The following is a 22,904-nucleotide window of genomic DNA, read 5'->3' on the forward strand; positions in this document are numbered from 1 at the left end:
CCCGATCTGGCTTGCTGAATAAGGGCGCGTTCAAAAGCGCTAGTTTCGGTACAAACTACGTTTGCTGTGAAGAAATTTGGGTCAGTTCCAATTTGGCTCCGTGTTTGTCTGATGTTGGAATATTAGAATTGGGTCGTCGTTTTGAAAAATCCGATTGATTCAGAATACGAACAAAATTCTAGGAGGACTATCGTCGCAAGACCACGCAGTACATTTGCGCATTCGCTCGTTACATAAAGCCAAGGTCAAGCACGAGATTACGCGATTGTTGAGCCGGTACCATCGTGCAATTGCCGCAATATCTACCACCATCTTGCACGCATCGCAGGCCTTAAGTTTGATGGCATCATTGATAGTGCGTAGATCCTATAAATAATTGAGCGCTGCGGCAAGATAATGAAATCTAACAAGTGCGCTGAAGTTGGTTATACTTTGACCGACATGGATCGCCTTTTAGGCTTTCAGCAGGCAAAGATAAACCGACTTGCGCTCTGCGAAAGATGATGTTGCAGTCAAAAATTCCCCGTACTGATAGTTACAGCGGCGCTTAGTTTTAGTTTTTATTTGTAGCACTTATATGTAGCGCTGATATGTAGCGTTTGTTCGTAGCATGCAGCAGTAGTCATTCCGTATTTCAATCAATAGGCCTTAGGCTGCTAAATATTTCTTTGCTCAATGAATAGAAAGAAAATAGTGATGCGAACACAAATGAAAACGATTGTTCAAAGCGGTTTGCTGTGCACGTTCTCGCTGCTCCTGAGCGGATGCGGTGGTGAGAAAAATGCTGCAACGGGATCATCAACGGTCAACCACAATCCAGCACCCGTCAGCACCGATAGCGTGAGCTTTAGTGGTAAACGAGCGAATTACCAAATTCGGCGCGGAATTTCTGGTGCGACAGTCATTGATTTGATCGGTAACGAGGGTAGCAAAGACGTTAGCCAGGCGACCGCTTTGCAATTTGCGGATATGCGAATCAGCATGTCGATAGGTACCGATGCTAAGACCATTTCCGACTCGCAACTGAAATCTTTGATCGAGTTGTATATCGCTTTTTTTAATCGGGTACCCGACGCAGAAGGCATGTCTTACTGGATTAGCCAACTGCGAGGAGGCCTCAGTTTGGGGCAAATCGCGGAAAGTTTTTATAACGCCGGACTCGCCTTTCCTGATGTGACCGGATACACCGCAAGCATGAGCAATGCGGATTTTGTGAAGCTTGTTTATGCCAATGTCTTGGGTCGAACGGGTGCCACGACTCCGAATGCAGAAGAGGTCGGCTATTGGGCCGGCGAGCTCGATAGTGGGCGTCAGACCAAGATTGTGTTGATCTCGACCATGCTCACTTCCGCCCGCACTTTCGCCAATGACCCTGTCTATGGATGGGTGCCAGCTTTACTTGATAATAAGATTAGTGCCGGGCGTTATGTCGCGATTGAACAGGGCGTGACTTATCTGAACGCGAACGACAGCATTACCAAATCAGTTGCGATTGCTGCTGCAGTGACACCGACCGACGTCGGCAAAGCGAAGACCTTACTCGGTATCGGTGACACCCAATTTAATTTAACGCTGGCACCGACGCCCTTTCAGTCCATGCATGCACCGGAGGTATCCGATCCCCCAGTGTCAACCTTCACAATTCCCAATGTGATTGGCACTTACCGCGTCAAAAATGATCCAGATAATAACTGGTCGATAGGAACGATCAAACTTAAATCTGGTTCTACGGCGACCTTAGTGTGGACCAACCAAGCTGGTGTATCTTGGGACCTAACACCTGATTTCAACAAAAATGTTTTGATCACGGGCAGTACCAATCCGTATCGGGATTTCGCAAACGGTCAAAATTTCATTCTGGAATTTCAAAATGGAAAAGTCGTAGGTTTCAATTTCTTGGGCGTATCTTACATGCTAGATGGTGCCAATGGGATCAGCATTACTCCTTACCTGACTTCCTATTTTGTTGCCGGTGTGGACGCGACCACCGTACCAGCTGGATTCACTTATGGCTATAGTATGTATACCGCAATTTGGCCACTAATTGATAGACCGATACGCGGCTTTGGCGCGGGTCTGCCAGGCACTTGGCTGCAGCCAAACAACGATGATTTTTTCCAGCCTATGCTACCACCGGATAATTTTTTGCGAGCCGGTAATCCTAATGCGACAGATTACTATCGCGCATTGTTTCAAACCGTCGAAGGCAGTGGTGCGTATTGGACCGCCACACGCTTTCCTTCGGTGCAACCGAAATATCGTATCAATGGCACGCCAAATGGCTATATCGACGAATTGTCTGCTCCGGGTTGGGAATTCGGTCAAAACGCCATCGATGCGAGTACTGCAAAAAGAGGTGGACTTCCGATGGGTAGCAAAGGGGTGGCGCAGCTAAGTAATCGACTCTTGATGCCACCTGATGGCTTGACCTTCAAATTGGGTACCGCAGGTGAATTTTTTGGTATCGCTTGGATGGCTTTACCACTGACCCAAGCAAAAACGGGTGCCAATCCCGTCGGCGAGCAAAGCTGGACTTTTTTTGTCAACTCCACCAATTTCAAAGGCCCCGCGGCATTCTATTTGCCCGACGTCTGGGAAGTCTTGGCGAAGTCCTATCCCACCGTGCTGGGCCGTGGCCTTGATGTGCGACCAGGTAAGGTCGGCAACTTTGCCATGGAATGGGGCGCGATTACCTTTTACCAGAGTAAAGATAAAAACGGTGTTAGCTATGTCAAATTGCCGCGTATGTCATTTCCTATCGATGCCAACGGTAATAGTTATCTCGTCGCCGATTTCACTTTGTACTCGGGGGCAGCCTTGTTTAACCCGTTTAAGGATTGGATGAATAATGGCACGTCAATATCCGGCAAGTTCGTCGCCGATGGTGCTACCAAACCAAGTTTAAGTGCCGGGCCCATCTATATGCACTCGCAAGACAATCAAGTCATCATGACAAGCGAGGGCGGCCTTAAGGATTTGATCGTCCCTGGCATCATTAAGACACCTGGTGGTGGTAGCGCATGGACGTTTCAATTGAAAGGTAGCTCAGTGAACGGCGTGTATCCTGAATACTTCCAAAAAAATGGTGACGTAATGCGTCCGATTCCTGAGTCGCAGGTGCCAGAAGAAACCGGGCTCAAGGCGCTGAACTTTCCCTTCTACACAGCCGCAGACCAAAACGGTCTCGCTTATACATCCCCAGCCAGTTGGAACACACCCGCTGCGCAATCAGGGCCTTATACGGTAGTCCTCAATGATGGTTCAACTGCCACCTATTTCTGGTACCGATTTGTAGACCAACCTTCATTGCAAGGATTTGGCTGGAGCGAGGCAGAAAAAAGCCGCTTACAGGCGATCGTGGAAAAAATTCACACCAATTGGAAAAGCAATACAGAATTCATGGCAGCACAAACCATCGGTGATCTGGCGACTTTAGATAGTGCCCTTTTCGTCACACCGCCGAAAGGCATGGAAATTGGATATGTGCCAGTTGTGATCAAACAAACTAAGTAAAAAGCAAGCAAGCAAAAGGCACCACAGCAAGAGCATTTGTTGGTTGTTTGGGGTGTTTGGTGCGTGTGGCGCTAGAGTGCTTTGTTTGAAATAGGGAGCCGAAGTTGACGACAACATTATTACAAAACTTGAACCGCCACACCAATGTGCGCTCTAGCCCGTTTCGCAGGGCGCGTATCTTGCTCGTATTGGCGGCTTTAACGATGCTGGGTAGCTGCAGTACAGCTAGACTGGGCTATTCCAATGCAGACACCTTGGCATATTGGTGGCTAGATGGCTATGTGGATTTTCGATCCTCACAGAAAGCCAAGGTTAAACAGGATATTGCAAGATTGTTAAGCTGGCATCGCAGTACCCAGTTGCCGCAATATGTGCAAGCATTGACGCAGATACAGTCCACGCTTGTCGCTAATCCGGGATCAGTTGAGATTGAGGCTACATTCAAACAGGTCGAACAATTCTCGCAAGTGGTGTTACTGAGGGCATTGCCGGAATTGACGGATTTTGTGCTGACGATGGATGAGTCGCAAAAGGCCTATCTGGCGCGTAAATTTGAAAAGAACAATGAAGAGTTTCGCGATAAATACATGGACCTAGCGCCAGAGAAACAAGCCAAGGCGCGTTTTAAAAAGATTGTGAAGCAAGCCGATGAATGGCTAGGCAGCGTGAGCCGCGAGCAAGAGGCGATCATCGCGCGTTATCTTGATAAGCACCCGCCAAACTATGCACAATGGTTAGACGATGGTATCGCGCGTCAACGAGGCGTTTTGCAGCTGTTGACGCAAATCCAGACCGAGAAACCAAGCCGTGAGGTCGCGCAAACGATGGTACAGCGCATGATCTTGGCCGCTTTTGAACCTTCAGAACAGGCCGATCGACGTGCTCAATCGGATGCCTCGCGGGTCGCCATGCAACAATTGATTGGCGCTATCATCCGCATATCCACGCAGGAACAGAAAACGCATGCCCAGAACAAATTGCAGGATTGGATTGATGATTGCAAGTATTTTGTGGGGCGGAAGTAAGGTGTTTGATCACTCCCTTCTATGCGGGAGTGACAGTTGAACTTGTTGTGCTTCAGTGAACGGAAAATGCTCAGAAAAATAATCTGCCAATCACAATTGACGAAATTCTCACGTTAAGAAATTAAATAAAATGTCCGAAGACCTATCCATCCTTAGCCGCGCCGCCAAACCGCCAGACTTAACGCTCAGCTACGGCGACCACGCCGATCAAGTCGCTGATGTTCGTTATGGGAGCCAAGGCAGCGAACTGCCTTTGCTGATCTTAATCCACGGTGGTTTTTGGAAGCCAGAATACGACCGCGCTCATGCCGAAGCGATGTCATGTGCCTTGGCGGACGCTGGGTGGACGACCTTGACGTTGGAATATCGTCGCGTGTCGGGCGAGCCGGATCTGACCTTGGATGATGTAATGACTGCCTTGACCACTTTGCCAGCGCGGGCGGAACGTCATAATGCGCAAGTGATCTTGATCGGACATTCTGCGGGTGGGCATTTGGTGTTGTGGGCGGCCGCGCGATGTGCGCAGCGTGAATTGCCCCTTGCTTTACAAGGTGTGGTCGCTTTGGCTCCAGCGGCGGATTTGCAGATGGCGCATGCTTTGAATTTAGGCGAGGGCGCGGTGCAGCGTTTTATAGGGCAAGACCCCATGCATCGTGCGGATGTGAATCCTCTGTGTTTGCCTGCTCCGTCTACGCGGGTGACGATCATACAAGGCGATGACGATGAGATCGTGCCGCCAGCGGTCACTGCTTCATATTGTGTGGCTTTTCCTGCTACGTATTTGATTTCCTTGCCCGACTGTGGTCACTTTGCTTTGATCGATCCTGCAACGACGGCATGGGAAGTTGTATTGCGTGAGTTGCGATCTTTGCTGTAATTTGATCCCTAGGATGGGCACACTTTCTGTGCCCACGCGTGACCCTTCTAGCTTTAAGATCTATTCTTGACCACCACTGCTACGATATCCGGGGCGCGGTTCAACTCGCATACTCTCATTTGTTTTGAGGCGCTCACGAAAGCTAGTGATCTCGGCTTGCAAGGCGGGGATTAATTGATCTGCCGCTTTGTTGTAGCCTTCCGTACGTGCGGCGCGAGAGCGTTCGCTGAAGTTAGATAAATTGGCGCCGCCTTTCACTTGACTTGTGCCAGGCGCACGCATGAGTAACTTACGACTGGCGACATCAAACACAGAAATATCGAGCATGGTTTGGGTATCGTGCTCATTGCCGTGGACGATATAGGCACCAATCACTGTCCAATACAAAAAAGACAGTGAATTGCTATCCGTGAACTGAATTTGGTCGTAGGACACCATCGCCATCACATCAACATTAAACATGCGTGCGACTTGTTCCATGTTCACAAAGCCGCCAGCCGGCTGTAAGTATTGAGAGGGAATGATATCAAGCGAGCCGATGAAAGCTTGTCCAGCGAAAGCTGCTTTGATACGTTCCATCAGCTTTATTTTTTCCGTTTCAGGAAGTGTGCGTGCTTTTGGATCATTCGGTGCGAAGGCGATACCGACCCGTATTGGCGGTCTTAGATAGGTGATGCTTGGTGCAAGTTGTGGTGCTTGTGTCGCTTTGGGATACAGATAATCGACGATGCTGGCAGACTGTTTGGATTCGCGTGGCCCAGCCATACTTGCACATCCACCGAGAGAAAATACGGTGAAAAGCACGACGGTCAATCCGCTTAGAAACTTGAGGGCTTTCATATTGTCCTTGGCGTAGTGAGATGGATTGCGCAGCTTATCTTGAACTTACTTAGGTCGCTCTGTCTTTATCAAAAGTCTCATATTTTGCTACTTCGCGTAGCACCTCAACGCAATTTTCCAGGTGTGCATCGCACAGGTTTGCAAGTTGGCAGGGCCAGCCAGCTATAGAGTGTGCTAGTGATCGATGCAAAAATCTGGTGACAAATGTCATGTGAAGTCATGACAAACGCTACTACACGGTAAGTGTTCTGTCCTTCATGATGTCTCCATCGCTGCACGGATCGTGTGGCAGAACTTTGAGAGGGAGTCCACCATGTCATCATCTTCAATTTCTTCAAATGTGTCGATTTCATTGGATCAACAACTAGCCGAATTTCGTCAACGTCGTTTTTTAGCGATGCCTTTGGCTGGCATCTTGGTATGGTCTGTGCTGATTCTGACAGGCATGTTGTTTAATCCAAAAGCGCAAGTGTTGGCTGTATTCATTGGCACAGGCAGTATCGTTTATGTAGCAATGTTCTTGTCGAAATTGACGGGTGAACAATTGAAATTTGAGTCAAATAAAAAGCGCAATTTCTTCGATACGCTGTTTTTGTCTGCGGTGGCGATGAGCTTCTTATGTTACGCGCTGGCGATCCCTTATTTCTTGGAAAACTATCGCAGCTTACCGTTTGCCGTGGCTGTGTTAACGGGTTTGATGTGGTTGCCGCTCAGTATTTTGATCCAGCATTGGGTGGGTATTTTTCACGCGGTGGTTCGTACTGTTTTATGCACTTTGGCTTGGATCATGTATCCCGAACACAGCTTCGTACTGCAGCCAGTGATTGTGGTGGCGATGTATGTGCTCAGTATTGCCGCTTTGGAGTTGCGTTGGAAGCGACTGCAGACAGCAAAGGATTTGCCAGCGTCGTTTTCAGAGCAACTTGCCTATTAGTGTTTAGGAGCACCTGATATCTGCGGCAAAGCTTCACTGAGCTGCATTAACGCTCAGTGAACTTTGCTCTATTCGGTCCAGTGACCCAATCAGGCTTTTTTTCGCAATGTATTGATCTGTATATGAGGCCAACATGTGGTTTGCCCATTGGAGCCGACCATAAATTCAAAGAAGATGATTTGTTCATACTGCAGCTGCAAGACTTCGCTACCATCTTCTTCGATGACTGTCTCCAGCCACATGTTTAAACTCATTTCAGTCACGTCGGCAAATTTCTTAACGAAGGGAATATTCAAAATCCCGCCTTGTGGGCCGCCATCGTGTTTACTGGTCAATTGGATCAAAGTGTATTTGCTGATGTTTTGATCTTTGATCGCGTCACGCAAACGCAAATCTGGGCGTACTGAATACGGATAATGCGAGTCCGCGACGATGCGTTGGAAGTAGGTCAGATTGCTGTCTGGTTGGGTCACCGGCAATGATTTGTCAAATGCCCAAGGTGGCGCTGGTTCATCGAGATTGAGTGGAACCGCAGTGGAACCATCGGGTGGTGTCAACAAAGCAGATGCGCCCATACTCGGTGAGATAGCCAGCGGCGATGAAGCGAGATTCGGCGCATTGGCAACTTGTAGCGCTGGCCAAGAAGTGATAAATGGCTGACTCCAGCTATCGGTACCAGCGGGAAATGGTGGCTTGCCCACGACGTCTTGCGCGAAACTACCAGTCAACATAATGGAACTACCGTGTGGAATGCTGCCGCTACGCGCAATTGCGTAAGGCGGAACGTCGTTCGGGCCATTCGCTCCAGCGCCGATCGAGATCAGTGGATAGCCATTGTCTTCAATCACGGATTCCTCGGTTGCCGCATGGTTATACATTTGGTCAATCCATAAGTACATCCCCACTTCTTCGTGAATGCCGACACCATCACTGACGCGCTGTACGCTTTGTCTATATTCCACCGCGCCAGTGAATTGCTCATTGGTGCCACCACGATTGCGCACGCCACCGGCGACTGGGGAGAAAGTCAGTTCTTCGGTATAGTCTTCGCACAAAAAATGGAAGATACCGAAAATGGTTTCGGTATTGGTGCCCGGTGAAGGCATACAGGTGGTGTGTAAGCCCCAGTCTGTTTTATTGTTGTTCGGGTTGACATTGACCCACGTGCCTATCAGTTGTTCCAAGAGACCATAATCTGCCGGCTCATTTAAAACCGCGTCGGAATACTCTGGATACGGAGGGGTAGGGTTTTGCGGAATGGACATCGTTAAGTCTCCTTTAGAAAACATGACAGTTGAAGGTGTTGAACGGCATTAGCAAGGCTGTTGAAGCTGACTACTCAATCCCTCCTAAGGAGTGGCGCTTATTCTCGATAGAACCTAGGGGAATTGCTCAGTCTCATCAATCTCAGTCCGTCTCAATTTTTGATCACTGGGAAGGCTCATAAACAGGATTTGTGGTGAAACTGAAATTAACTTTTAGCAAGCATCGTGCCAACAGAACAGTCGACAGTGTTAACGCAGGGCAAAGAGTGGCATACGGGGGTAGATGCAGCTGGACAGCGGAGTGGTGAAAACCGCGCGGTGGAATCACGGTGCACTGAATTCGGAGGGCAACTATCGCGATTCGTGCAGTTTTACATGTCAAACCGCATGGTGCTCAACATGTAAATTCAGAACAGTGTGGATGTGCGAGCAAGGTAGATGCAGTGAGTTCGACTTGACCTTGAATTAGAACTTGCACCTTGAACTTTGAACCAATACAGCGCCTAAGCAGAACAAATCAGAACAAATGAAAATCGCTCTGCCGATTCCATTCGCGCGAATCTCATTCAGTGATTTTGCAGCATTCCCTGCACCGAAAACTGCTGCGTATTGTCTCTGGGATTATAGTTCTACGGATCCAAACACTTGATCCGCTTTGGCGGTGATCTGCTCTGTGTTCAGCATTTCTAGATGCATACGATATTCCTGCTCAACGATAGCTTTCAACGTCGGCGTTGTTGCAATTTGCTTGGCGCGTTCGTAGTTGTTGGCATTCATCATGACGCGCAATTGTTTATATTCCTGGCTTGCGTAAATGGCAGAAATTGTTGTTTGGGTGCTGACTTGTTGTCCGTCGTCGCCCACTGCAGAGGACGGATTGCTGGTCGACCACACTTGTACAAATCCGCCTAGACCGCCATTGCCGTGATCGCTGTCTTTGTTGGAAGATGAGGAACGCGAGGAAGACGATGAACTTGCCGGTGCTGAGCTTGCCGTAGCTTCGATCACGGCGGCTTGTTCTGACCAACTATGTGTGTCGACAGTACAAGCGCTGAATGTGCATACCGACATACAAACGATCAGCAATCGCAAGCTGTTGTGTAAAGTGGCTTTCATTTCGACTCCCTCGCAGACTGTGGTTTATTGCAAACGGCCAACCGCAACGACTCGGCAGCTATTCGTGCTATAAAAAACGGATGCGGACGATACTGTCCATGTATACCCCGCTATTTGACCTGTCTGCGTGTCTTTGTATAAGCGTAGGGTGCCAATGCCAGCGCCACTGCCTTCGCCGCGGGTATCATTGTAGATTTTACCGCCTGCGTCAGTTGCTTGATGGGATGAGCTCGATGAATCGGCTATTGAGATCTCATACTGTTCTGTGCCCGCAATGATCGGCGCGGTGTCGATACTTCTCTTGATCGCACTGGACATGGCGATCATCATGTGTCCGGTGGTATCTTTATTTGCGCAAGGTAGATAATTGACGGAAATCAGGTCACCGCGTTGAATGCCTTCAGGCGTCATGATGCGTTGAAAGTGGTTTTGCGCCAAGATGGCGGCGTGATACTGAGACGAACTAGGGCTGGTAGAGCCAAACCAATTCTTGTAACTGGTGTCGCTGATGTCATAAGCTGTTTTGATGACACGGGTGACGAAAGGAGAGCAAGTTGAACGATTTTGGTAAATGTTCGCGCCGTTGATCCCCGCCCAAGTAACAACGGTAGGATTACTGTCATAAACGTTGTTCGCTGCTTGTACAAAGGTGATCAATTGTTCTGCAAAATTGGCATGGGTGAGATAGTTATCGGCATGCGCTGCACCTGCGACGGCTGTGGACAATGTAAGCGCGATTACAGGGAATGCGATATGTTTTTTGAAAAAGGACTTCATTTTTTATTGCTCCTAAAAACGGTTAAGAAATTTTTTACGTAAGTGCTAGTCGATAATTACTCGGAAGGTGTTGCAATGCGAAAACTTGGCATTGAATCGATAGTTGAGTAATGCGCTTTTGTTTCACAGCGCGTAAAGAGATAGTACGAAAATCCTCAAAATGTTTCTGTGAGGAATTCCGCTAAAGAAATGTGAAAAATTACCAAAATGGTTTTTTTCGTAATGAAAAGGGATTTTTGAACGCCGCTTTTCTTACCCGATGTGAGGAAAATTGAAAAACGGACTATGTTGTGAGGCCAACGCGAGAGAGGTCTGTTAACACTAGTTGAGAGCCGTGTTAACAAAAATTGGATTGCAGAGAAGTGATCACCAAGAAGCAGGCAGGCGTCGTTTGATTTCAATCTGTCGTCGCGAACAGACTAGGTAACCACCGACGCTTAGGTCTTTGAGAATTTTACTTACCATCTCTCGCGAGCACCCGATCCGGTTCGCCATCTCTTGCTGGGTGAGGGGATTAATAATCATCATGCGCCTGTCGATAGGTTCGGCAAGTTCCGTCAATAATTCAGCAAGTCGGCCGTACACATCCAGCAGCGCCATCCCTTTGAAATTCTTAGTGACAACGCGTGTCCGTCGTATCAGTTTGGCCAACAGTGAGAAAACAAAATCCGGATGTGTTCTCAGAAAAAGTTTGAAATCGTCAATGTTGACGATCGCTAAGGAAACCGGTTCCAGAGCCATGACAGAAGCAGATCGATAGCCTTCCTCTAGAGCCATTTCACCGAAGTAGTCATTAGCCTTGATGTTCGCCACCACGACTTCGTTGCCGTCTTCATCAGATAAAAAAACTTTAACGCTTCCCGCGACGATGAAATAGACGCTATCTGAATCGTCGCCCTCACTGACGATGATCGCATTGCGCGAAAACTTGCGCATGGTCGCAATCGCTAATAATTCGTCGACACCTTTAGTCGTCAATCCGGGAATCGTGAAGGATGTCATCACAAGAGCGCTTATGAAGTAGGGGAGTTTTATTCTAGCATAAGCGTATTTTCACTTCACTTCATCATTGATGACATCGATGTGATACTCGGTAGAGGACTCCGCTGAGCCGAAAAAGTATGGATCAGTATCATCTGATCTTGCCATTTTTCGGGCCGTTAATCATGGTGGGCAGTAGCATCGATTCGACAATCTTGCCATCGGATAGCTGTCCGTGCCCATCGCTGCCCCAGCCATAAAGCTCGCCCTTGTGATTCATTGCAATGGCAAAATCATAGCCCGCGCCGACCGCGCTCCAGATGTGCGTTTTGTCGACTAATTGGGGTTTAGAGTGCGATAGACCGTCTGCCAAACCGAGTGCCTTGGTTGAATTTAAACCCCAAGACCACAGGCTACCGTCGCGCGCAATGGCAATCGTAAAGCCCGTACCAATTGCGACATCGATCCAGGTTTGTTGGTTAAGTTGTACTGCGTGTGATGGTTCAATTGCAGGCGTTTCTTTGAACTGATCGTCGTCACCATTCCCAAGCTCACCATAGCGATTTCGGCCATAGCCCCACATTTTGTGAGTTTCATCTAGGGCGATGACATGATTGGCGTTGTCACGACAAACCACTCTTTGCATTTTTGCTTGTGTCGGTACGCTGACCAAGGTGATAGTTGCAGGCCGCGGGCTTTGCTCATTTGGGCGAACAACGCTCCCCGAAAAATCTAATTTTGCACTAGGTTCACTACGCCACCAGCCGCCTTGTGCGTCGATCGCATTGAAATTGCCTTCGCTCACGCAAAAGTCGCGCCATTCGCTTGCAATACTCATCGTCTTTAGTTCAACCGTAAAAGCTGCGCGCTTACCTTGCGCATCCAAAGTACCATTGAAAAAATCGGCATCGCGCCATGCCCACAGTTGTCCGTTGTTATCGATACCAACGACAAGCCCCCAATGCTCTTCCACCTTACGCCAAAGTTTGGCGTTAAAGACTGGCTGGTAGACGCCAAACTGGGTCGTGAGATGATTTTCGACATCAGCAAAACCACGGCGCCACAATTTCGCATCTTGAGTAATCAAATAGGAGGCTGTGCTGCCCGTATGGACCGCCAGAACATGATCAGGGTTGCCTAAAGGAATAGCACCGGGCAGATCGCCATGATAGTCAGCACCAAGTTGACGCTCGCTATTATTTCCCCAACCGTAAACCTTATCTTCGTCACTCAAAAACACGATATGGTCGTTGGCGACGCTGAGTAGCCCGGGTCTGTGTGTAGCAACAAAGGCCGGTGCTTCGATGACTGCACTGGCGCTGACTGTAGCAATAAGCTTTGCCCTGGTACGACTCTTTTGCTGCAGAATGATGACGCCGATGATGCAAAAGAAAACGAGGATCAGAGTGATTTTGCGCATAGTAGGTCGTAGATTCGGCGGAGTTCTGTGGCGACGGCTTAGTGCTATTGGTGTTAATGTAGGGCGGCTGTCACGCGCGCCGCACCTTGGTCAGCGAGTACACGGCGTTTTGGTAATGCGAGGAGCACCCGCCCTAACTACTTTTTCGGGCTATTTAACGAGTGCCTTCCCGCGTACCACATGCAATTTTTTATAACTATCAATCAAACGCTGATGTCGATCTAAGCCTTCGAGTTTCATGCTGGTTGGTGTCAAACCATAGAAACGCACGCTGCCATCGACGGACCCTACTGCCGCATCCATACGCTCATTGCCAAACATGCGGCGGAAGTTGGTCTCGTAGTTTTCTAATCCCAAGTCTTCATCCAGGGTGACTTCGAGTACCACGTTGAGGGCTTGGTAAAACAAGCCGCGCTCGACCGTGTTGTCGTTGTATTGCAAGAAGGCTTGCGTCAGATCTTGCGCGTCTTCCAGTTGTTCTAAGGCGAGATAAACTAAGAGTTTTAGCTCGAGCACAGTGAGTTGTCCCCACACGGTGTTCTCGTCAAATTCGATGCCGATCAAGGTCGCGATGTCGCTGTAATCGTCTAGCTCGTTGTTCTCTAGGCGATCAATCAGCGCTTCTAAGGCGTCGTCGTCGAGTTGGTGCAAATTCAATATATCTTGGCGGAATAATAGAGCTTTGTTGGTGTTGTCCCAGACCAGATCTTCGACTGGATACACTTCCGAATAGCCGGGTACTAAGATGCGGCAAGCGGTCGCGCCGAGTTGGTCGTACACTGCTTGATACACTTCTTTACCCATCTCAGCGAGGATGCCGAAAAGCGTTGTGGCTTCGTCCGCATTTGAATTTTCGCCATGACCTGAGAAATCCCATTCGACAAATGCGTAATCAGATTTAGCGCTGAAAAAACGCCATGACACGACGCCGCTAGAATCGATAAAGTGTTCAACGAAGTTATTTGGCTCGGTGACGGCATTGCTGACAAAAGTCGGTCGCGGTAAATCGTTGAGGCCTTCAAAACTGCGGCCTTGTAGCAATTCGGTCAAGCTGCGTTCTAGTGCCACTTCCAAACTTGGATGCGCGCCGAAAGAGGCAAACACGCCACCAGTGCGTGGGTTCATCAAGGTCACGCACATTACTGGATATTGTCCGCCGAGTGAAGCATCTTTCACTAACACCGGAAAGCCTTGTTCTTCTAAGCCTCGTATGCCTGCCAAGATGCCAGGATATTTCGCCAACACGTCTTGCGGTACATCTGGCAAGGCGATCTCGCCTTCGAGAATTTCGCGTTTGACAGCGCGCTCAAAAATCTCTGACAAACATTGCACTTGCGCCTCGACCAGCGTATTGCCAGCACTCATGCCATTGCTTGCGAACAGGTTTTCCACCAGGTTGGATGGGAAGTACACAGTCTCGCCATCCGATTGGCGCACGAACGGCAGCGAACAGATACCGCGTTGTACATTGCCTGAGTTAGTATCGATCAAATGCGCGCCGCGTAATTCTTTATCGGCGTTGTAAATCTCTAGGCAGTATTCATCCAAAATTTCTTTTGGCAACGCATCTTTTTTGCCAGGTTTGAACCACTTTTCGTTCGGGTAGTGCACGAATTCTGCATGGGCGATATCTTCGCCCCAGAACGAACCTGCATAAAAGTGATTGTTGCTGAGGCGTTCGATGTATTCTCCCAAGGCTGAGGCCAGTGCGCTTTCTTTGGTCGCGCCTTTGCCATTGGTGAAGCACATAGGAGAATGCGCATCGCGAATATGCAGCGACCACACATTCGGGATGATATTGCGCCATGAGGCGATCTCAATTTTGATGCCAAGTCCTGCTAACAAACTCGACATATTCGCGATGGTTTGTTCTAAAGGCAGATCTTTCCCGAGAATATAAGTGGCAGCATCCGCGTTCGGATTTAACGTCAGCAATGCTTGCGCATCGGCATCGAGACTTTCGACTTCTTCAATCACAAATTGCGGACCTTCTTGCACCACTTTTTTTACAGTGCAGCGCTCAATCGAACGCAAAATACCTTCGCGGTCTTTAGCAGAAATATCGGCAGGCAATTCGACTTGAATTTTAAAAATTTGCGCGTAGCGATTCTCAGGATCAACGATATTATTTTGTGAGAGACGAATATTCTCGGTCGGAATATTCCGTGTATTGCAGTACAGCTTCACAAAGTAGGCGGCGCACAAAGCGGATGAAGCCAAAAAATAATCAAAAGGTCCCGGTGCAGAACCATCGCCCTTATAGCGGATAGGCTGATCAGCGATGACCGTGAAATCATCGAATTTGGCTTCAAGGCGAAGCTTATCGAGAAAGTTGACTTTAATTTCCATGAGAGTGTTCCAAAAAGGCGGCCAAAATAGCGTTGAAAGTGAATTACCCGCCATTATCCTAGATTACTCCCTTGACCGCTCAATTTCGTCTCTGGATACCTGCGACTATCCTGCTGGACGTAGCTATCGCTATGCTGGATATCACACGACGGTATAGGTGTGTTGCCGTACAGACTACTAATGCTGCTATGCATAGACTTCGCAAATTGCGGCAATGTGGACTACTGCGCGATCTTCTTAACACTTCGGACTTCTGTAGAAATCCCTCTGCGTTGTCGCGACATCCTAAAAAAATGCTCAGCACGTAACATCAGCTTGGACATAAAAATGACAATAAAACTGCCCGGCGTCCTACAAAAAATGCGTTATGTGGCGAATTATGCTGTGAATGATTGGTTTAATCATCGTGATGCCAGCAAAGGAGCCGCGTTGGCGTTCTACACTTTGTTTTCGATGGCACCGATACTGGTGTTGGTGATCGCGGTGGCGGGAACATTTTTCGGCGAGCAGGAGGCGCAACACGAAATCGTGGCGCAACTCCGGCAATTGGTTGGCACACAGGGCGCTGAGGCTGTACAACTGATACTGGCGGGTGCCAGTGATCATGTGCAAGGCCTGCGCGCGACCATACTTGCGACAGTCTTACTGCTATTTGGTGCGACCAGTGTGTTTGCAGAATTAAAAGCGAGCCTTGATGAAATTTGGGAACTGCCAGCGTTGCGTGAATTTTCACTGTGGGATTTGCTGCGTACCCGCCTGCTATCGTTTGGCTTGATTTTGGTCTTGGCGTTCCTGATGATGGTTTCGCTCGTGCTTAGCGCGGCGCTTGCTGTACTGGAACGCTATTGGGGCGGGATCTGGAAAGACGCGGCGCCGCTGCTCTCTATTCTCGCTGGCGGAATCGGCTTTAGTGTCATCGCTACGCTGTTTGCCGTGATATACAAAATGTTGCCCCGGATGCGATTATCTTGGCACGATGTATTTATCGGTTCTTTGGGGACCGCTGCTCTATTTACTTTAGGCAAAATTTCGATAGGCCTGTATATCGGCAACGGCAGTATCGCCAATAGTTTTGGCGCAGCAGGCTCGATTGTGGCGCTGCTGTTGTGGGTCTATTATTCGGCGCAGATATTTTTCTTGGGTGCTGAATTTACCCGGCACTATGCGCTCCATTTTGGTAGTTTAAAAGACGCGCACGCAGCATCGACTTTGTCGAATGAGGTTAAGTAAGGCGTGGTCTAAATTGAACAACTGAGCTGAAGCACTGATGAAAGCATGAACGTCTGTTTTCATCAGTTATATCGGATCAATTGGAAGAAGCGATCGCCAATTTAGCGTGCGCCCTTATGATCTTTTTGACCGTCATTTTTGTGTCGGCCAGCGACTTCTTTTACTTCAGCCTTCTGCTTTTGCGTATTGACTTCCTCGGTTTTTGACGACTGACTGCTCATCTGCTTTGGATTTTTGTTTGTGGTTTCTTGTTTCATGGCGTTCTCCTGTAAGGCGATCGGTTAATTGGCGTAATGGTTTTTCATTCGTTGGCGCAACTGCTTCGCGCCAACTTGCAACACCATGCACCCATCAATGCCCGAACACGGTGCGTTAAGCAACATTGAGAACATAAAAAAGACGTCACTAAATTTGTCCGCTTACACGATGTGATATCTGTGATGAACCAGATTTATGGTTACCGAAGATAGAATGTTCTTACCATCTTCGGTGGGACTACTAGTCACCAGTATATAGCGGAGCAATTTTTTGCATTTCTCGAATTGCTGCCACTACGAGTTCTGGATTCGCAGTCTGTATCGCATGGTCGGAATCGGCGATGACGAGTTTCGCGTTCGGATATATTTTTCGAACAAAACTAATGGTTTGCGGATCATCGTTGACTACCCCAAAATCAACCGCGATCGCGCCCGCCGATTTGGGGACGTTGATCAGCCGTATCATGGGTTTGTTGTCGATGCTGGGTAGTGCGAGTACTTGTTCACCCGTAGCATAAATTTGATCGATTTCACTCTGCAATGTGCTGTTCAGAAAAAGGCTTTTCCCCGCGCGCGTCAACCACGGAAAGTCTTCAGGTTTTTTGATAATTTTCGGATATAAAGCGTCTACCAAAACAATTCCTTGTACTTCATCTGGATAGGTTTTGGCGAACAATTGCACGTATAAACCACCCATCGAATGACCAACTAAAATGTAGGGCGGTTTGAGATGACGTTGTTGCAGCATTTGATGTAATTCGGCCACGATAGTTTGGCCATCACGGGGGGCATTGGTTTTATCGCTTTTGCCATAGCCGGGGCGATTGTAGGCAAATACAGAGCTGTCCTGGCTGACTTCATTGAGAACTTTGTCCCATTTATTGATCGTCTCCCGCGCACCGTTTTCAAAGACAATCACCGCTTTGGATGCGGGTCGTACTAGCGTAAATGTTTCAAGTTGACGGCCCTGAAAAGTTTCTGTGACCGCACCTGCAAGTGGTGGAATTGACTGACATGCAGTCATCGAGATGGCAACGCCAAGCATACTAACCAAAAGTAGTTGGAATGTGCGCTTTTTAGTAAATTTGAAGGACGTTAGTTTCATATATGGTGACCAGCGCAAACATGATGTTGCTGCTGAATAAGAGTGAATGAAACGTCACCTTAGCTTTCATTATTGATTGACGTCTTCGGTATACGATAAAACGTTAATATTTTAGTTTAAACGGTAGGATGAGAAGGTTCGGTGGATTGAAGCTAAGGAGCAGTGTGAGGCTGATGGCGTTCATGCGCTCGACGCTCGGCTCATACGATCGAAAGAATCTTCAAGCTTTTCAGCGCTCTACACCATTTTCAAGCTTAACTCTTTTTTACTGGGTGAGTTGCTGTAGGAACATGACCGCAATTATTGATGGAAGACAGGCTCAATCAAACTATCTTCCATGCGTGTTTGTGGCGGCATACCTATGTTTGCGTACAGGATTACTGATAAAAACACCGGCCACAAACATGCTGATAACGTTCATTGCCACCGATGTCGATTTGTTCACCTGCGGTCATGCGTTTGCCTTGGGCATCGACACGGATATTCATGGTGGCCTTCTTGCCACAGGTGCAGATGTTCTTGAGCTCTTCTATGGTGTCAGCTAGTGTCATCAAATAGCCAGAGCCGCGGAAAGGTTCGCCCAAGAAGTCGCTGCGTAAGCCGTAGCAAATCACGGGAATACCTCTGACGTGCGCGAGTCGGTGCAATTGCTTGACTTGCTCAGGCGATAAAAACTGGGCTTCATCGACCAAAATGCAGTTGACGGGGGGCGCGTCAGCGAAAAAATCAAAGCCAGCACTAAAGGTTGCCGCTTCGCGTTGTGGACCAAGGCGCGAGGTGATTTTCCCCGTGCCATAACGATTGTCGATGGCGGCTGTGTATAGGCAGACACTTTGCCCTTGCTCTTCGTAGTTATGGGCGACTTGCAGTAGTGCGGTGGATTTACCGGCATTCATCGCCGAGTATCGAAAATATAATTTGGCCAATTCTGTATTCCTGTCGATATAAGATCTTGCCCGAGAGCTGGGTGGGCGTTATACCATTGCTGGTTTGTTCGCGGCAAGCCGGTCTCGCAAAAAAATCTGCTGGTCTGTTAAGTTGTTGTTTCGAATCTGGTCTGTAGATGAAGCGCCTGCGCTAATTTAGCCTTCGTCACTTGGCGCATTTGCCGGAGCACGGAACCACCCATCTTTAGGGACAATTTTCTCCCGCTCAGGATCGCACAAATAATGAGGCGACATAATTTGCACATTATATTCGTTAAAAACGTCTTGAATATGGGCATGGAGCTGGCTCATGAGTTCTGCACGCGGCATAGGATCTTCGGGTACGGCTTGGCAAATCAACAGATACTCGGATAAAAATCCGAGAGCGCCGTTCGAAATACCTTGGGTGCGGGCGTGCTGAGTACACTCGGCGTGCGGCGTGCTGCTTCGGTCAGCATCGCTTCGACCTACCGCCATGGTGTGTCATCGCCGATTGTGACTTTGGTATCGATCACAAAACCCGGACCTTCCACCGCGCGCGAGTAATTTTTTGTCACGTTGCCCAGCACGAAAGCATTCGGCAAGGTAATTTCCAAGCCCATGCCGTTTCGTAGGCGGGTGGTGAACATACCGAGGTCAGTGATGGTGCCTTCGTGCCCGCTGACATGGATGAATTCCCCTTTGCGATAAATGCGCGAGTAGGTGAGGATCAGTCCACTGGCGGCCTGCGCGATTAAGTTAGATGCGCTGAGCGAAATCATTACGCCGACCAAGACCCACACGCCCTTAAAGGCTTCGGTACCTGACCCGGGTAGATACGGATAGGCCATCGTCAATGCAAATAGCCAGACCGCGACTTTGGCATTCCGGCGGGTGGGTGCAACCACATCAACTCCTAACCAACCGACGTTGAGGCTGTCATTTTCGATGCGATCAAAAAAACCGTTAAGTATGCTTCTTTCAGAGGAGGCTTTGCCGCGACTGGGACGGTTTCGAGCGTTGGTAGCTCGCGCGCCAGACAAGCAGAAACGAGACCCAACAAGAAATCACTGAATGCGATGACACAAAACAGTTTCAAATACTTCTTGATAGAGATGGACCGCGAGAATGGGATTGTCGACATAAACAGTTTTGTTAACAGTAAGGAAAAATAGCTGGGACGGAGATAGTCGCCCAAGCTAAGGAGAATTAGTCTGCGCGTGCAATAGATGTGCCGAATTTCTCTGGATAGGGGTGGCAGGCGTGACTGGTGGATTCCCAATCTCGACCATAGAGAGAGTCTGTCTCCGAGAATAAAGACTTCATGTACCTTTGCTTTTTGCAACTCAATTGCATTCAGGGCATAATACTGCTTTCACTCGTTTGTCTACCCTATGAAAATCTCGCCAAAAGTCCCAGCACAAGTTGCCGCGGATCGGTCCAGTCAGGAGTTAGCTGAGCTTAAATTGCGACAGGCCGGGGTGAGGGTGACACATGCTCGTGTCGATGTGCTGAGTGTTTTGTTAAACAAGCAACGCGCCTTGTCGCACAATGAAATCCAAGACGCATTGCCAACAATGGATAGAGTGACCTTATATCGCGCCTTAGATTGTTTAGCAGATGCTAGCCTGGCGCATAAAATTACCGGTGATGACCGCGTGTTTCGGTTCAGTACCGGGAGTGAGATTCAATCTTCGGGAGACAGCGGCAATTCTCTGTTGCCACAGCAACATCAACATGGACACTTCCAATGTACCCGCTGTGCCAAAGTGTTTTGCCTGGAACAGCCGGATGCGGCGCACACTTTGCGTGATCAATTGCAGGCAACGTTGGCCTCAACTGCTCTGAAAGGTTTTCAGAGTCACGATATTGAGGTGACGATCAAGGGGTGGTGTGAGCGTTGTAATCGCGTTTAAGTCTATCCGTTTAGCTAATCTATTTTAAGAAATTTATATCATGGCATTAATTCCCACCACGATTTTGACCGGTTTTCTTGGCGCCGGAAAAACCACGTTATTAAACCGTATTTTGCAAGAACAACACGGCTACAAAATCGCAGTGATTGAAAACGAATTCGGTCAGGAAAATATTGATAACGAGATCTTGGTTCAGGACAGCAATGAACAGATTATCGAAATGAATAATGGCTGTATTTGCTGTACTGTGCGTGGCGATTTGATCATTGCCTTAAACACGCTCATGCAAAAGAAACTGGCCGGCGAATTTCACTTTGACCGCGTGATTATTGAAACGACCGGTTTAGCGAATCCTGGCCCGGTGGCGCAGACTTTTTTTGTGGATGAAGAAGTCGGTTTGCATTACATGCTCGATGCGGTGGTGACGGTAGTCGATGCCAAACATGCGATGGCGCAACTCGATGAACACGAAGAGGCGCAACGTCAGGTCGGGTTTGCCGACAAGATTTTATTGTCAAAAGCCGATCTGGTCAGCCCGGAAGATATCGCGCTCTTAAAAAAACGTCTGATCAAAATTAATCCGCGTGCGTCAATCGCCGCAGTCGATTTTGGCAAAGTAGCGATAGCAGAAGTCTTAGACCTGAAAGGCTTCAATCTCAATGCCAAATTAGAACTTGATCCAGATTTTCTGGCTGCGGAAAAGCATGCCCACGAACACGAGCACGAACATGGTGAATGTGATGAGCATTGCAATCACGAACAGCACGCGCATGTAAATCATCATCATGCGCATCACAGCGATGATATTGCTGCATTTGTGTATAAGACGACAAGGCCATTCAATACCGAAAAACTCGATTATTTTCTAGGCGGCTTGGTACAGGTGTATGGCCCACGCATGCTCCGTTATAAGGGAGTGTTGTATATGGAACACGCTGACCGCAAAGTCATTTTTCAGGGAGTGCACCAGATTATGGGCACCGACATAGGGGGAAAATGGGCTGAAAATGAAATCAAAGAGAGCAAAATGGTCTTTATTGGTAAAAATTTACCGAAAGAGATTTTTATTCAGGGTTTGGAGCAATGTTTGGTATAAACTAGCGCCCTATTGAATTGAATCACATAATATTCTTGTGACAATTGAATAGATTTGTATGCGGAACAAGCACGCTATATACTTGTCCTTGAGGGGAAGTGTGGACATGGCATTCCAATAAGAAGAGTGTTCAACTGCACTTGCGTATATTAACCTGTTGTATCGAAAGTAAGCGAAGTGGCAACTAAATCATCTAAATCAACTGCACCAGCTAGTGCACCTGCAGCTCTCCTCACCGAAGAAGAAATTGTGAAGATGGGTGAGAAGGACTATATGAATGACGCGCAATTGGCGTTTTTCAAAGCCCGTCTGCAACAACTTGAAAAAGATTTGTTGAAGAATGCCGACGAAACGACTGAGCATTTGCGTGAAACCGTCTTGGTTCCCGATCCAGCAGATCGCGCGACGATCGAAGAAGAACATTCTTTAGAACTGCGTACGCGTGATCGTGAACGTAAATTGTTGCGCAAAGTGCAGCAATCTATTGCCGCGATTGATGCGGGCGAATACGGTTGGTGCGAAGAAACTGGTGAGCCTATTGGCGTACCGCGTTTGATGGCTCGTCCAACAGCAACCTTGTCTTTAGAAGCACAGCAACGTCGTGAACTAAAGCAAAAGCTGTACGGAGACTAAGCAAGTTCGTCGGTCATCGTGGTAGAAAAATGCGCAGAGAAGTCTGCGCATTTTTTATGGCGATAGACTGCAACTTTGTTGCATTTGCGTGGTCAGAGTCATCTGTCATCTTGATTTCTATAGAACTCAACATAGATTCGTCACTTGAATCCTTGCTTAAGCTTTCAAATAAGTTATGCGGATAAGTTTCCAAGTGAGTTTCTAAGTGAGTTCCTATGTCGGTTTCCCAATAAGTAGGCAATAAGGTTTCTAATCAGTTATCCAGCCAGCATGTCAAATTTGTCGATCAAACATAGACGTCTAAAAGCCATAGTCCTTTTGTGGACTATGCTGATCGTCCTATTGTCGGCGCAATGGCTGGGATTTGCACACAGAATGTCGCACATCACCACGATTTCTGGTGAAGTCATGACCTTGGCATCCGATGGTGAAAATTACCTCGGCATACAAAAACTCAGCAACGCCAATGAATCGAGCATACATTCTTGTATTTTGTTTGATGCGGCCTGTATTGCCGATGGTCTGCAACACAGTTTTGCTTTAGTAGTTCCCGCCGTATTCATCGATCTGCCATCGATTCAAGTCAGTATCCTTCCTTGGTATGCCTCCCTTAGCGTCTATTTTTTAAGCCGCGCCCCGCCATTCTGAAAAACGCCGCAGCCAGA

The 22,904-nt window shown here is 48.2% G+C and carries 21 protein-coding genes; 9 read left to right on the top strand and 12 right to left on the bottom strand.

All coding sequences use genetic code 11. The annotated features are described in order from the left end of the window. Positions 1–708: 708 nt before the first annotated feature. The 3 genes from ACO0KW_RS11955 to ACO0KW_RS11965 all read left to right on the top strand — a co-directional run bounded on the left by ACO0KW_RS11955 (position 709) and on the right by ACO0KW_RS11965 (position 5,415). Entirely contained in the window at positions 709–3,513 is a 2,805-nt protein-coding gene (locus ACO0KW_RS11955; RefSeq protein ID WP_423053297.1) for a DUF4214 domain-containing protein, read from the top strand. Between the two features lie 104 nt (positions 3,514–3,617). Next, positions 3,618–4,538 (top strand): DUF6279 family lipoprotein, encoded by a 921-nt coding sequence (locus ACO0KW_RS11960; protein ID WP_423053298.1) that lies wholly within the window; start codon positions 3,618–3,620, stop codon positions 4,536–4,538. A gap of 130 nt (positions 4,539–4,668) precedes the next feature. After that, on the top strand, positions 4,669–5,415 hold the full coding sequence (locus tag ACO0KW_RS11965) for an alpha/beta hydrolase (RefSeq protein WP_423053299.1): 747 nt from the start codon (positions 4,669–4,671) through the stop codon (positions 5,413–5,415). Positions 5,416–5,475: 60 nt separating this feature from the next. Here ACO0KW_RS11965 and rhlP read toward each other — a convergent pair whose 3' ends face one another. Next, positions 5,476–6,255, bottom strand: a complete 780-nt coding sequence (rhlP, locus tag ACO0KW_RS11970; protein ID WP_423053300.1) for a rhombotarget lipoprotein — start codon at positions 6,253–6,255, stop codon at positions 5,476–5,478. Between the two features lie 313 nt (positions 6,256–6,568). On the opposite strand from rhlP, the gene ACO0KW_RS11975 reads away from it, so the two are divergent. Continuing rightward, positions 6,569–7,189 (top strand): DUF7010 family protein, encoded by a 621-nt coding sequence (locus ACO0KW_RS11975; RefSeq protein ID WP_423053301.1) that lies wholly within the window; start codon positions 6,569–6,571, stop codon positions 7,187–7,189. Positions 7,190–7,278: 89 nt separating this feature from the next. On the opposite strand, the gene ACO0KW_RS11980 is transcribed toward ACO0KW_RS11975, so the two are convergent. From ACO0KW_RS11980 to ACO0KW_RS12005, 6 genes are all read right to left on the bottom strand, one after another. Then, positions 7,279–8,454, bottom strand: coding sequence for a peroxidase, FMP-type (locus ACO0KW_RS11980; protein ID WP_423053302.1), 1,176 nt, complete (start codon positions 8,452–8,454; stop codon positions 7,279–7,281). 621 nt (positions 8,455–9,075) lie between these two features. Beyond that, positions 9,076–9,570, bottom strand: coding sequence for a hypothetical protein (locus ACO0KW_RS11985; RefSeq protein ID WP_423053303.1), 495 nt, complete (start codon positions 9,568–9,570; stop codon positions 9,076–9,078). Between the two features lie 24 nt (positions 9,571–9,594). Continuing rightward, complete coding sequence (locus ACO0KW_RS11990; RefSeq protein ID WP_423053304.1) at positions 9,595–10,347, bottom strand: hypothetical protein; 753 nt, start codon at positions 10,345–10,347, stop codon at positions 9,595–9,597. A gap of 366 nt (positions 10,348–10,713) precedes the next feature. After that, a complete protein-coding gene (locus tag ACO0KW_RS11995; protein ID WP_423053305.1) occupies positions 10,714–11,349 on the bottom strand; it encodes a Crp/Fnr family transcriptional regulator in 636 nt (211 codons plus the stop codon). 130 nt (positions 11,350–11,479) lie between these two features. After that, complete coding sequence (locus tag ACO0KW_RS12000; protein WP_423053306.1) at positions 11,480–12,748, bottom strand: RCC1 domain-containing protein; 1,269 nt, start codon at positions 12,746–12,748, stop codon at positions 11,480–11,482. Between the two features lie 150 nt (positions 12,749–12,898). After that, entirely contained in the window at positions 12,899–15,097 is a 2,199-nt protein-coding gene (locus ACO0KW_RS12005; protein ID WP_423053307.1) for an OsmC domain/YcaO domain-containing protein, read from the bottom strand. 327 nt (positions 15,098–15,424) lie between these two features. Here ACO0KW_RS12005 and ACO0KW_RS12010 point away from each other — a divergent pair, with 327 nt between their 5' ends. Next, entirely contained in the window at positions 15,425–16,327 is a 903-nt protein-coding gene (locus ACO0KW_RS12010; RefSeq protein ID WP_423053308.1) for a YihY/virulence factor BrkB family protein, read from the top strand. 101 nt (positions 16,328–16,428) lie between these two features. On the opposite strand, the gene ACO0KW_RS12015 is transcribed toward ACO0KW_RS12010, so the two are convergent. The 5 genes from ACO0KW_RS12015 to ACO0KW_RS12035 all read right to left on the bottom strand — a co-directional run bounded on the left by ACO0KW_RS12015 (position 16,429) and on the right by ACO0KW_RS12035 (position 19,502). Then, a complete protein-coding gene (locus ACO0KW_RS12015) occupies positions 16,429–16,584 on the bottom strand; it encodes a hypothetical protein (protein WP_423053309.1) in 156 nt (51 codons plus the stop codon). Positions 16,585–16,825: 241 nt separating this feature from the next. After that, a complete protein-coding gene (locus tag ACO0KW_RS12020; RefSeq protein ID WP_423053310.1) occupies positions 16,826–17,689 on the bottom strand; it encodes an alpha/beta fold hydrolase in 864 nt (287 codons plus the stop codon). A 377-nt stretch (positions 17,690–18,066) separates the two neighbouring features. Continuing rightward, positions 18,067–18,615, bottom strand: a complete 549-nt coding sequence (locus ACO0KW_RS12025; RefSeq protein WP_423053311.1) for a thymidine kinase — start codon at positions 18,613–18,615, stop codon at positions 18,067–18,069. Positions 18,616–18,771: 156 nt separating this feature from the next. Continuing rightward, positions 18,772–19,092 (bottom strand): hypothetical protein, encoded by a 321-nt coding sequence (locus tag ACO0KW_RS12030; protein ID WP_423053312.1) that lies wholly within the window; start codon positions 19,090–19,092, stop codon positions 18,772–18,774. Continuing rightward, positions 19,083–19,502 carry a mechanosensitive ion channel domain-containing protein gene (locus ACO0KW_RS12035; RefSeq protein ID WP_423053313.1) on the bottom strand — a complete coding sequence of 140 codons (420 nt, stop codon included), beginning with the start codon at positions 19,500–19,502 and terminating at the stop codon, positions 19,083–19,085. Before ACO0KW_RS12035 ends, ACO0KW_RS12030 begins: the two co-directional genes overlap by 10 nt. Positions 19,503–19,988: 486 nt before the next feature. Here ACO0KW_RS12035 and ACO0KW_RS12040 point away from each other — a divergent pair, with 486 nt between their 5' ends. The 4 genes from ACO0KW_RS12040 (at position 19,989) to ACO0KW_RS12055 (ending at position 22,887) form a co-directional block, all read left to right on the top strand. Next, a complete protein-coding gene (locus tag ACO0KW_RS12040) occupies positions 19,989–20,510 on the top strand; it encodes a Fur family transcriptional regulator (RefSeq protein ID WP_423053314.1) in 522 nt (173 codons plus the stop codon). A gap of 40 nt (positions 20,511–20,550) precedes the next feature. Next, positions 20,551–21,606 (top strand): CobW family GTP-binding protein, encoded by a 1,056-nt coding sequence (locus ACO0KW_RS12045; protein WP_423053315.1) that lies wholly within the window; start codon positions 20,551–20,553, stop codon positions 21,604–21,606. A 177-nt stretch (positions 21,607–21,783) separates the two neighbouring features. Then, positions 21,784–22,239, top strand: coding sequence for an RNA polymerase-binding protein DksA (gene dksA / locus ACO0KW_RS12050; RefSeq protein WP_186923014.1), 456 nt, complete (start codon positions 21,784–21,786; stop codon positions 22,237–22,239). Positions 22,240–22,566: 327 nt separating this feature from the next. After that, positions 22,567–22,887 (top strand): hypothetical protein, encoded by a 321-nt coding sequence (locus ACO0KW_RS12055; protein WP_423053316.1) that lies wholly within the window; start codon positions 22,567–22,569, stop codon positions 22,885–22,887. Positions 22,888–22,904: the final 17 nt, after the last annotated feature.

Origin of the sequence: Undibacterium sp. Ji22W, assembly GCF_049340305.1 — a bacterium.
Lineage (GTDB): Bacteria > Pseudomonadota > Gammaproteobacteria > Burkholderiales > Burkholderiaceae_D > Undibacterium.

Bases quoted from the DNA above. Each gene is read 5' to 3' on its own strand.
- ACO0KW_RS11955 (WP_423053297.1), top strand. From the start codon at position 709: ATGAAAACGATTGTTCAAAGCGGTTTGCTGTGCACGTTCTCGCTGCTC.
- ACO0KW_RS11965 (WP_423053299.1), top strand. From the start codon at position 4,669: ATGTCCGAAGACCTATCCATCCTTAGCCGCGCCGCCAAACCGCCAGAC.
- rhlP (WP_423053300.1), bottom strand. From the start codon at position 6,255: ATGAAAGCCCTCAAGTTTCTAAGCGGATTGACCGTCGTGCTTTTCACC.
- ACO0KW_RS11975 (WP_423053301.1), top strand. From the start codon at position 6,569: ATGTCATCATCTTCAATTTCTTCAAATGTGTCGATTTCATTGGATCAA.
- ACO0KW_RS11980 (WP_423053302.1), bottom strand. From the start codon at position 8,454: ATGTCCATTCCGCAAAACCCTACCCCTCCGTATCCAGAGTATTCCGAC.
- ACO0KW_RS11985 (WP_423053303.1), bottom strand. From the start codon at position 9,570: ATGAAAGCCACTTTACACAACAGCTTGCGATTGCTGATCGTTTGTATG.
- ACO0KW_RS11990 (WP_423053304.1), bottom strand. From the start codon at position 10,347: ATGAAGTCCTTTTTCAAAAAACATATCGCATTCCCTGTAATCGCGCTT.
- ACO0KW_RS11995 (WP_423053305.1), bottom strand. From the start codon at position 11,349: ATGACATCCTTCACGATTCCCGGATTGACGACTAAAGGTGTCGACGAA.
- ACO0KW_RS12000 (WP_423053306.1), bottom strand. From the start codon at position 12,748: ATGCGCAAAATCACTCTGATCCTCGTTTTCTTTTGCATCATCGGCGTC.
- ACO0KW_RS12005 (WP_423053307.1), bottom strand. From the start codon at position 15,097: ATGGAAATTAAAGTCAACTTTCTCGATAAGCTTCGCCTTGAAGCCAAA.
- ACO0KW_RS12010 (WP_423053308.1), top strand. From the start codon at position 15,425: ATGACAATAAAACTGCCCGGCGTCCTACAAAAAATGCGTTATGTGGCG.
- ACO0KW_RS12015 (WP_423053309.1), bottom strand. From the start codon at position 16,584: ATGAAACAAGAAACCACAAACAAAAATCCAAAGCAGATGAGCAGTCAG.
- ACO0KW_RS12020 (WP_423053310.1), bottom strand. From the start codon at position 17,689: ATGAAACTAACGTCCTTCAAATTTACTAAAAAGCGCACATTCCAACTA.
- ACO0KW_RS12030 (WP_423053312.1), bottom strand. From the start codon at position 19,092: ATGGCGGTAGGTCGAAGCGATGCTGACCGAAGCAGCACGCCGCACGCC.
- ACO0KW_RS12040 (WP_423053314.1), top strand. From the start codon at position 19,989: ATGAAAATCTCGCCAAAAGTCCCAGCACAAGTTGCCGCGGATCGGTCC.
- ACO0KW_RS12045 (WP_423053315.1), top strand. From the start codon at position 20,551: ATGGCATTAATTCCCACCACGATTTTGACCGGTTTTCTTGGCGCCGGA.
- ACO0KW_RS12055 (WP_423053316.1), top strand. From the start codon at position 22,567: ATGCTGATCGTCCTATTGTCGGCGCAATGGCTGGGATTTGCACACAGA.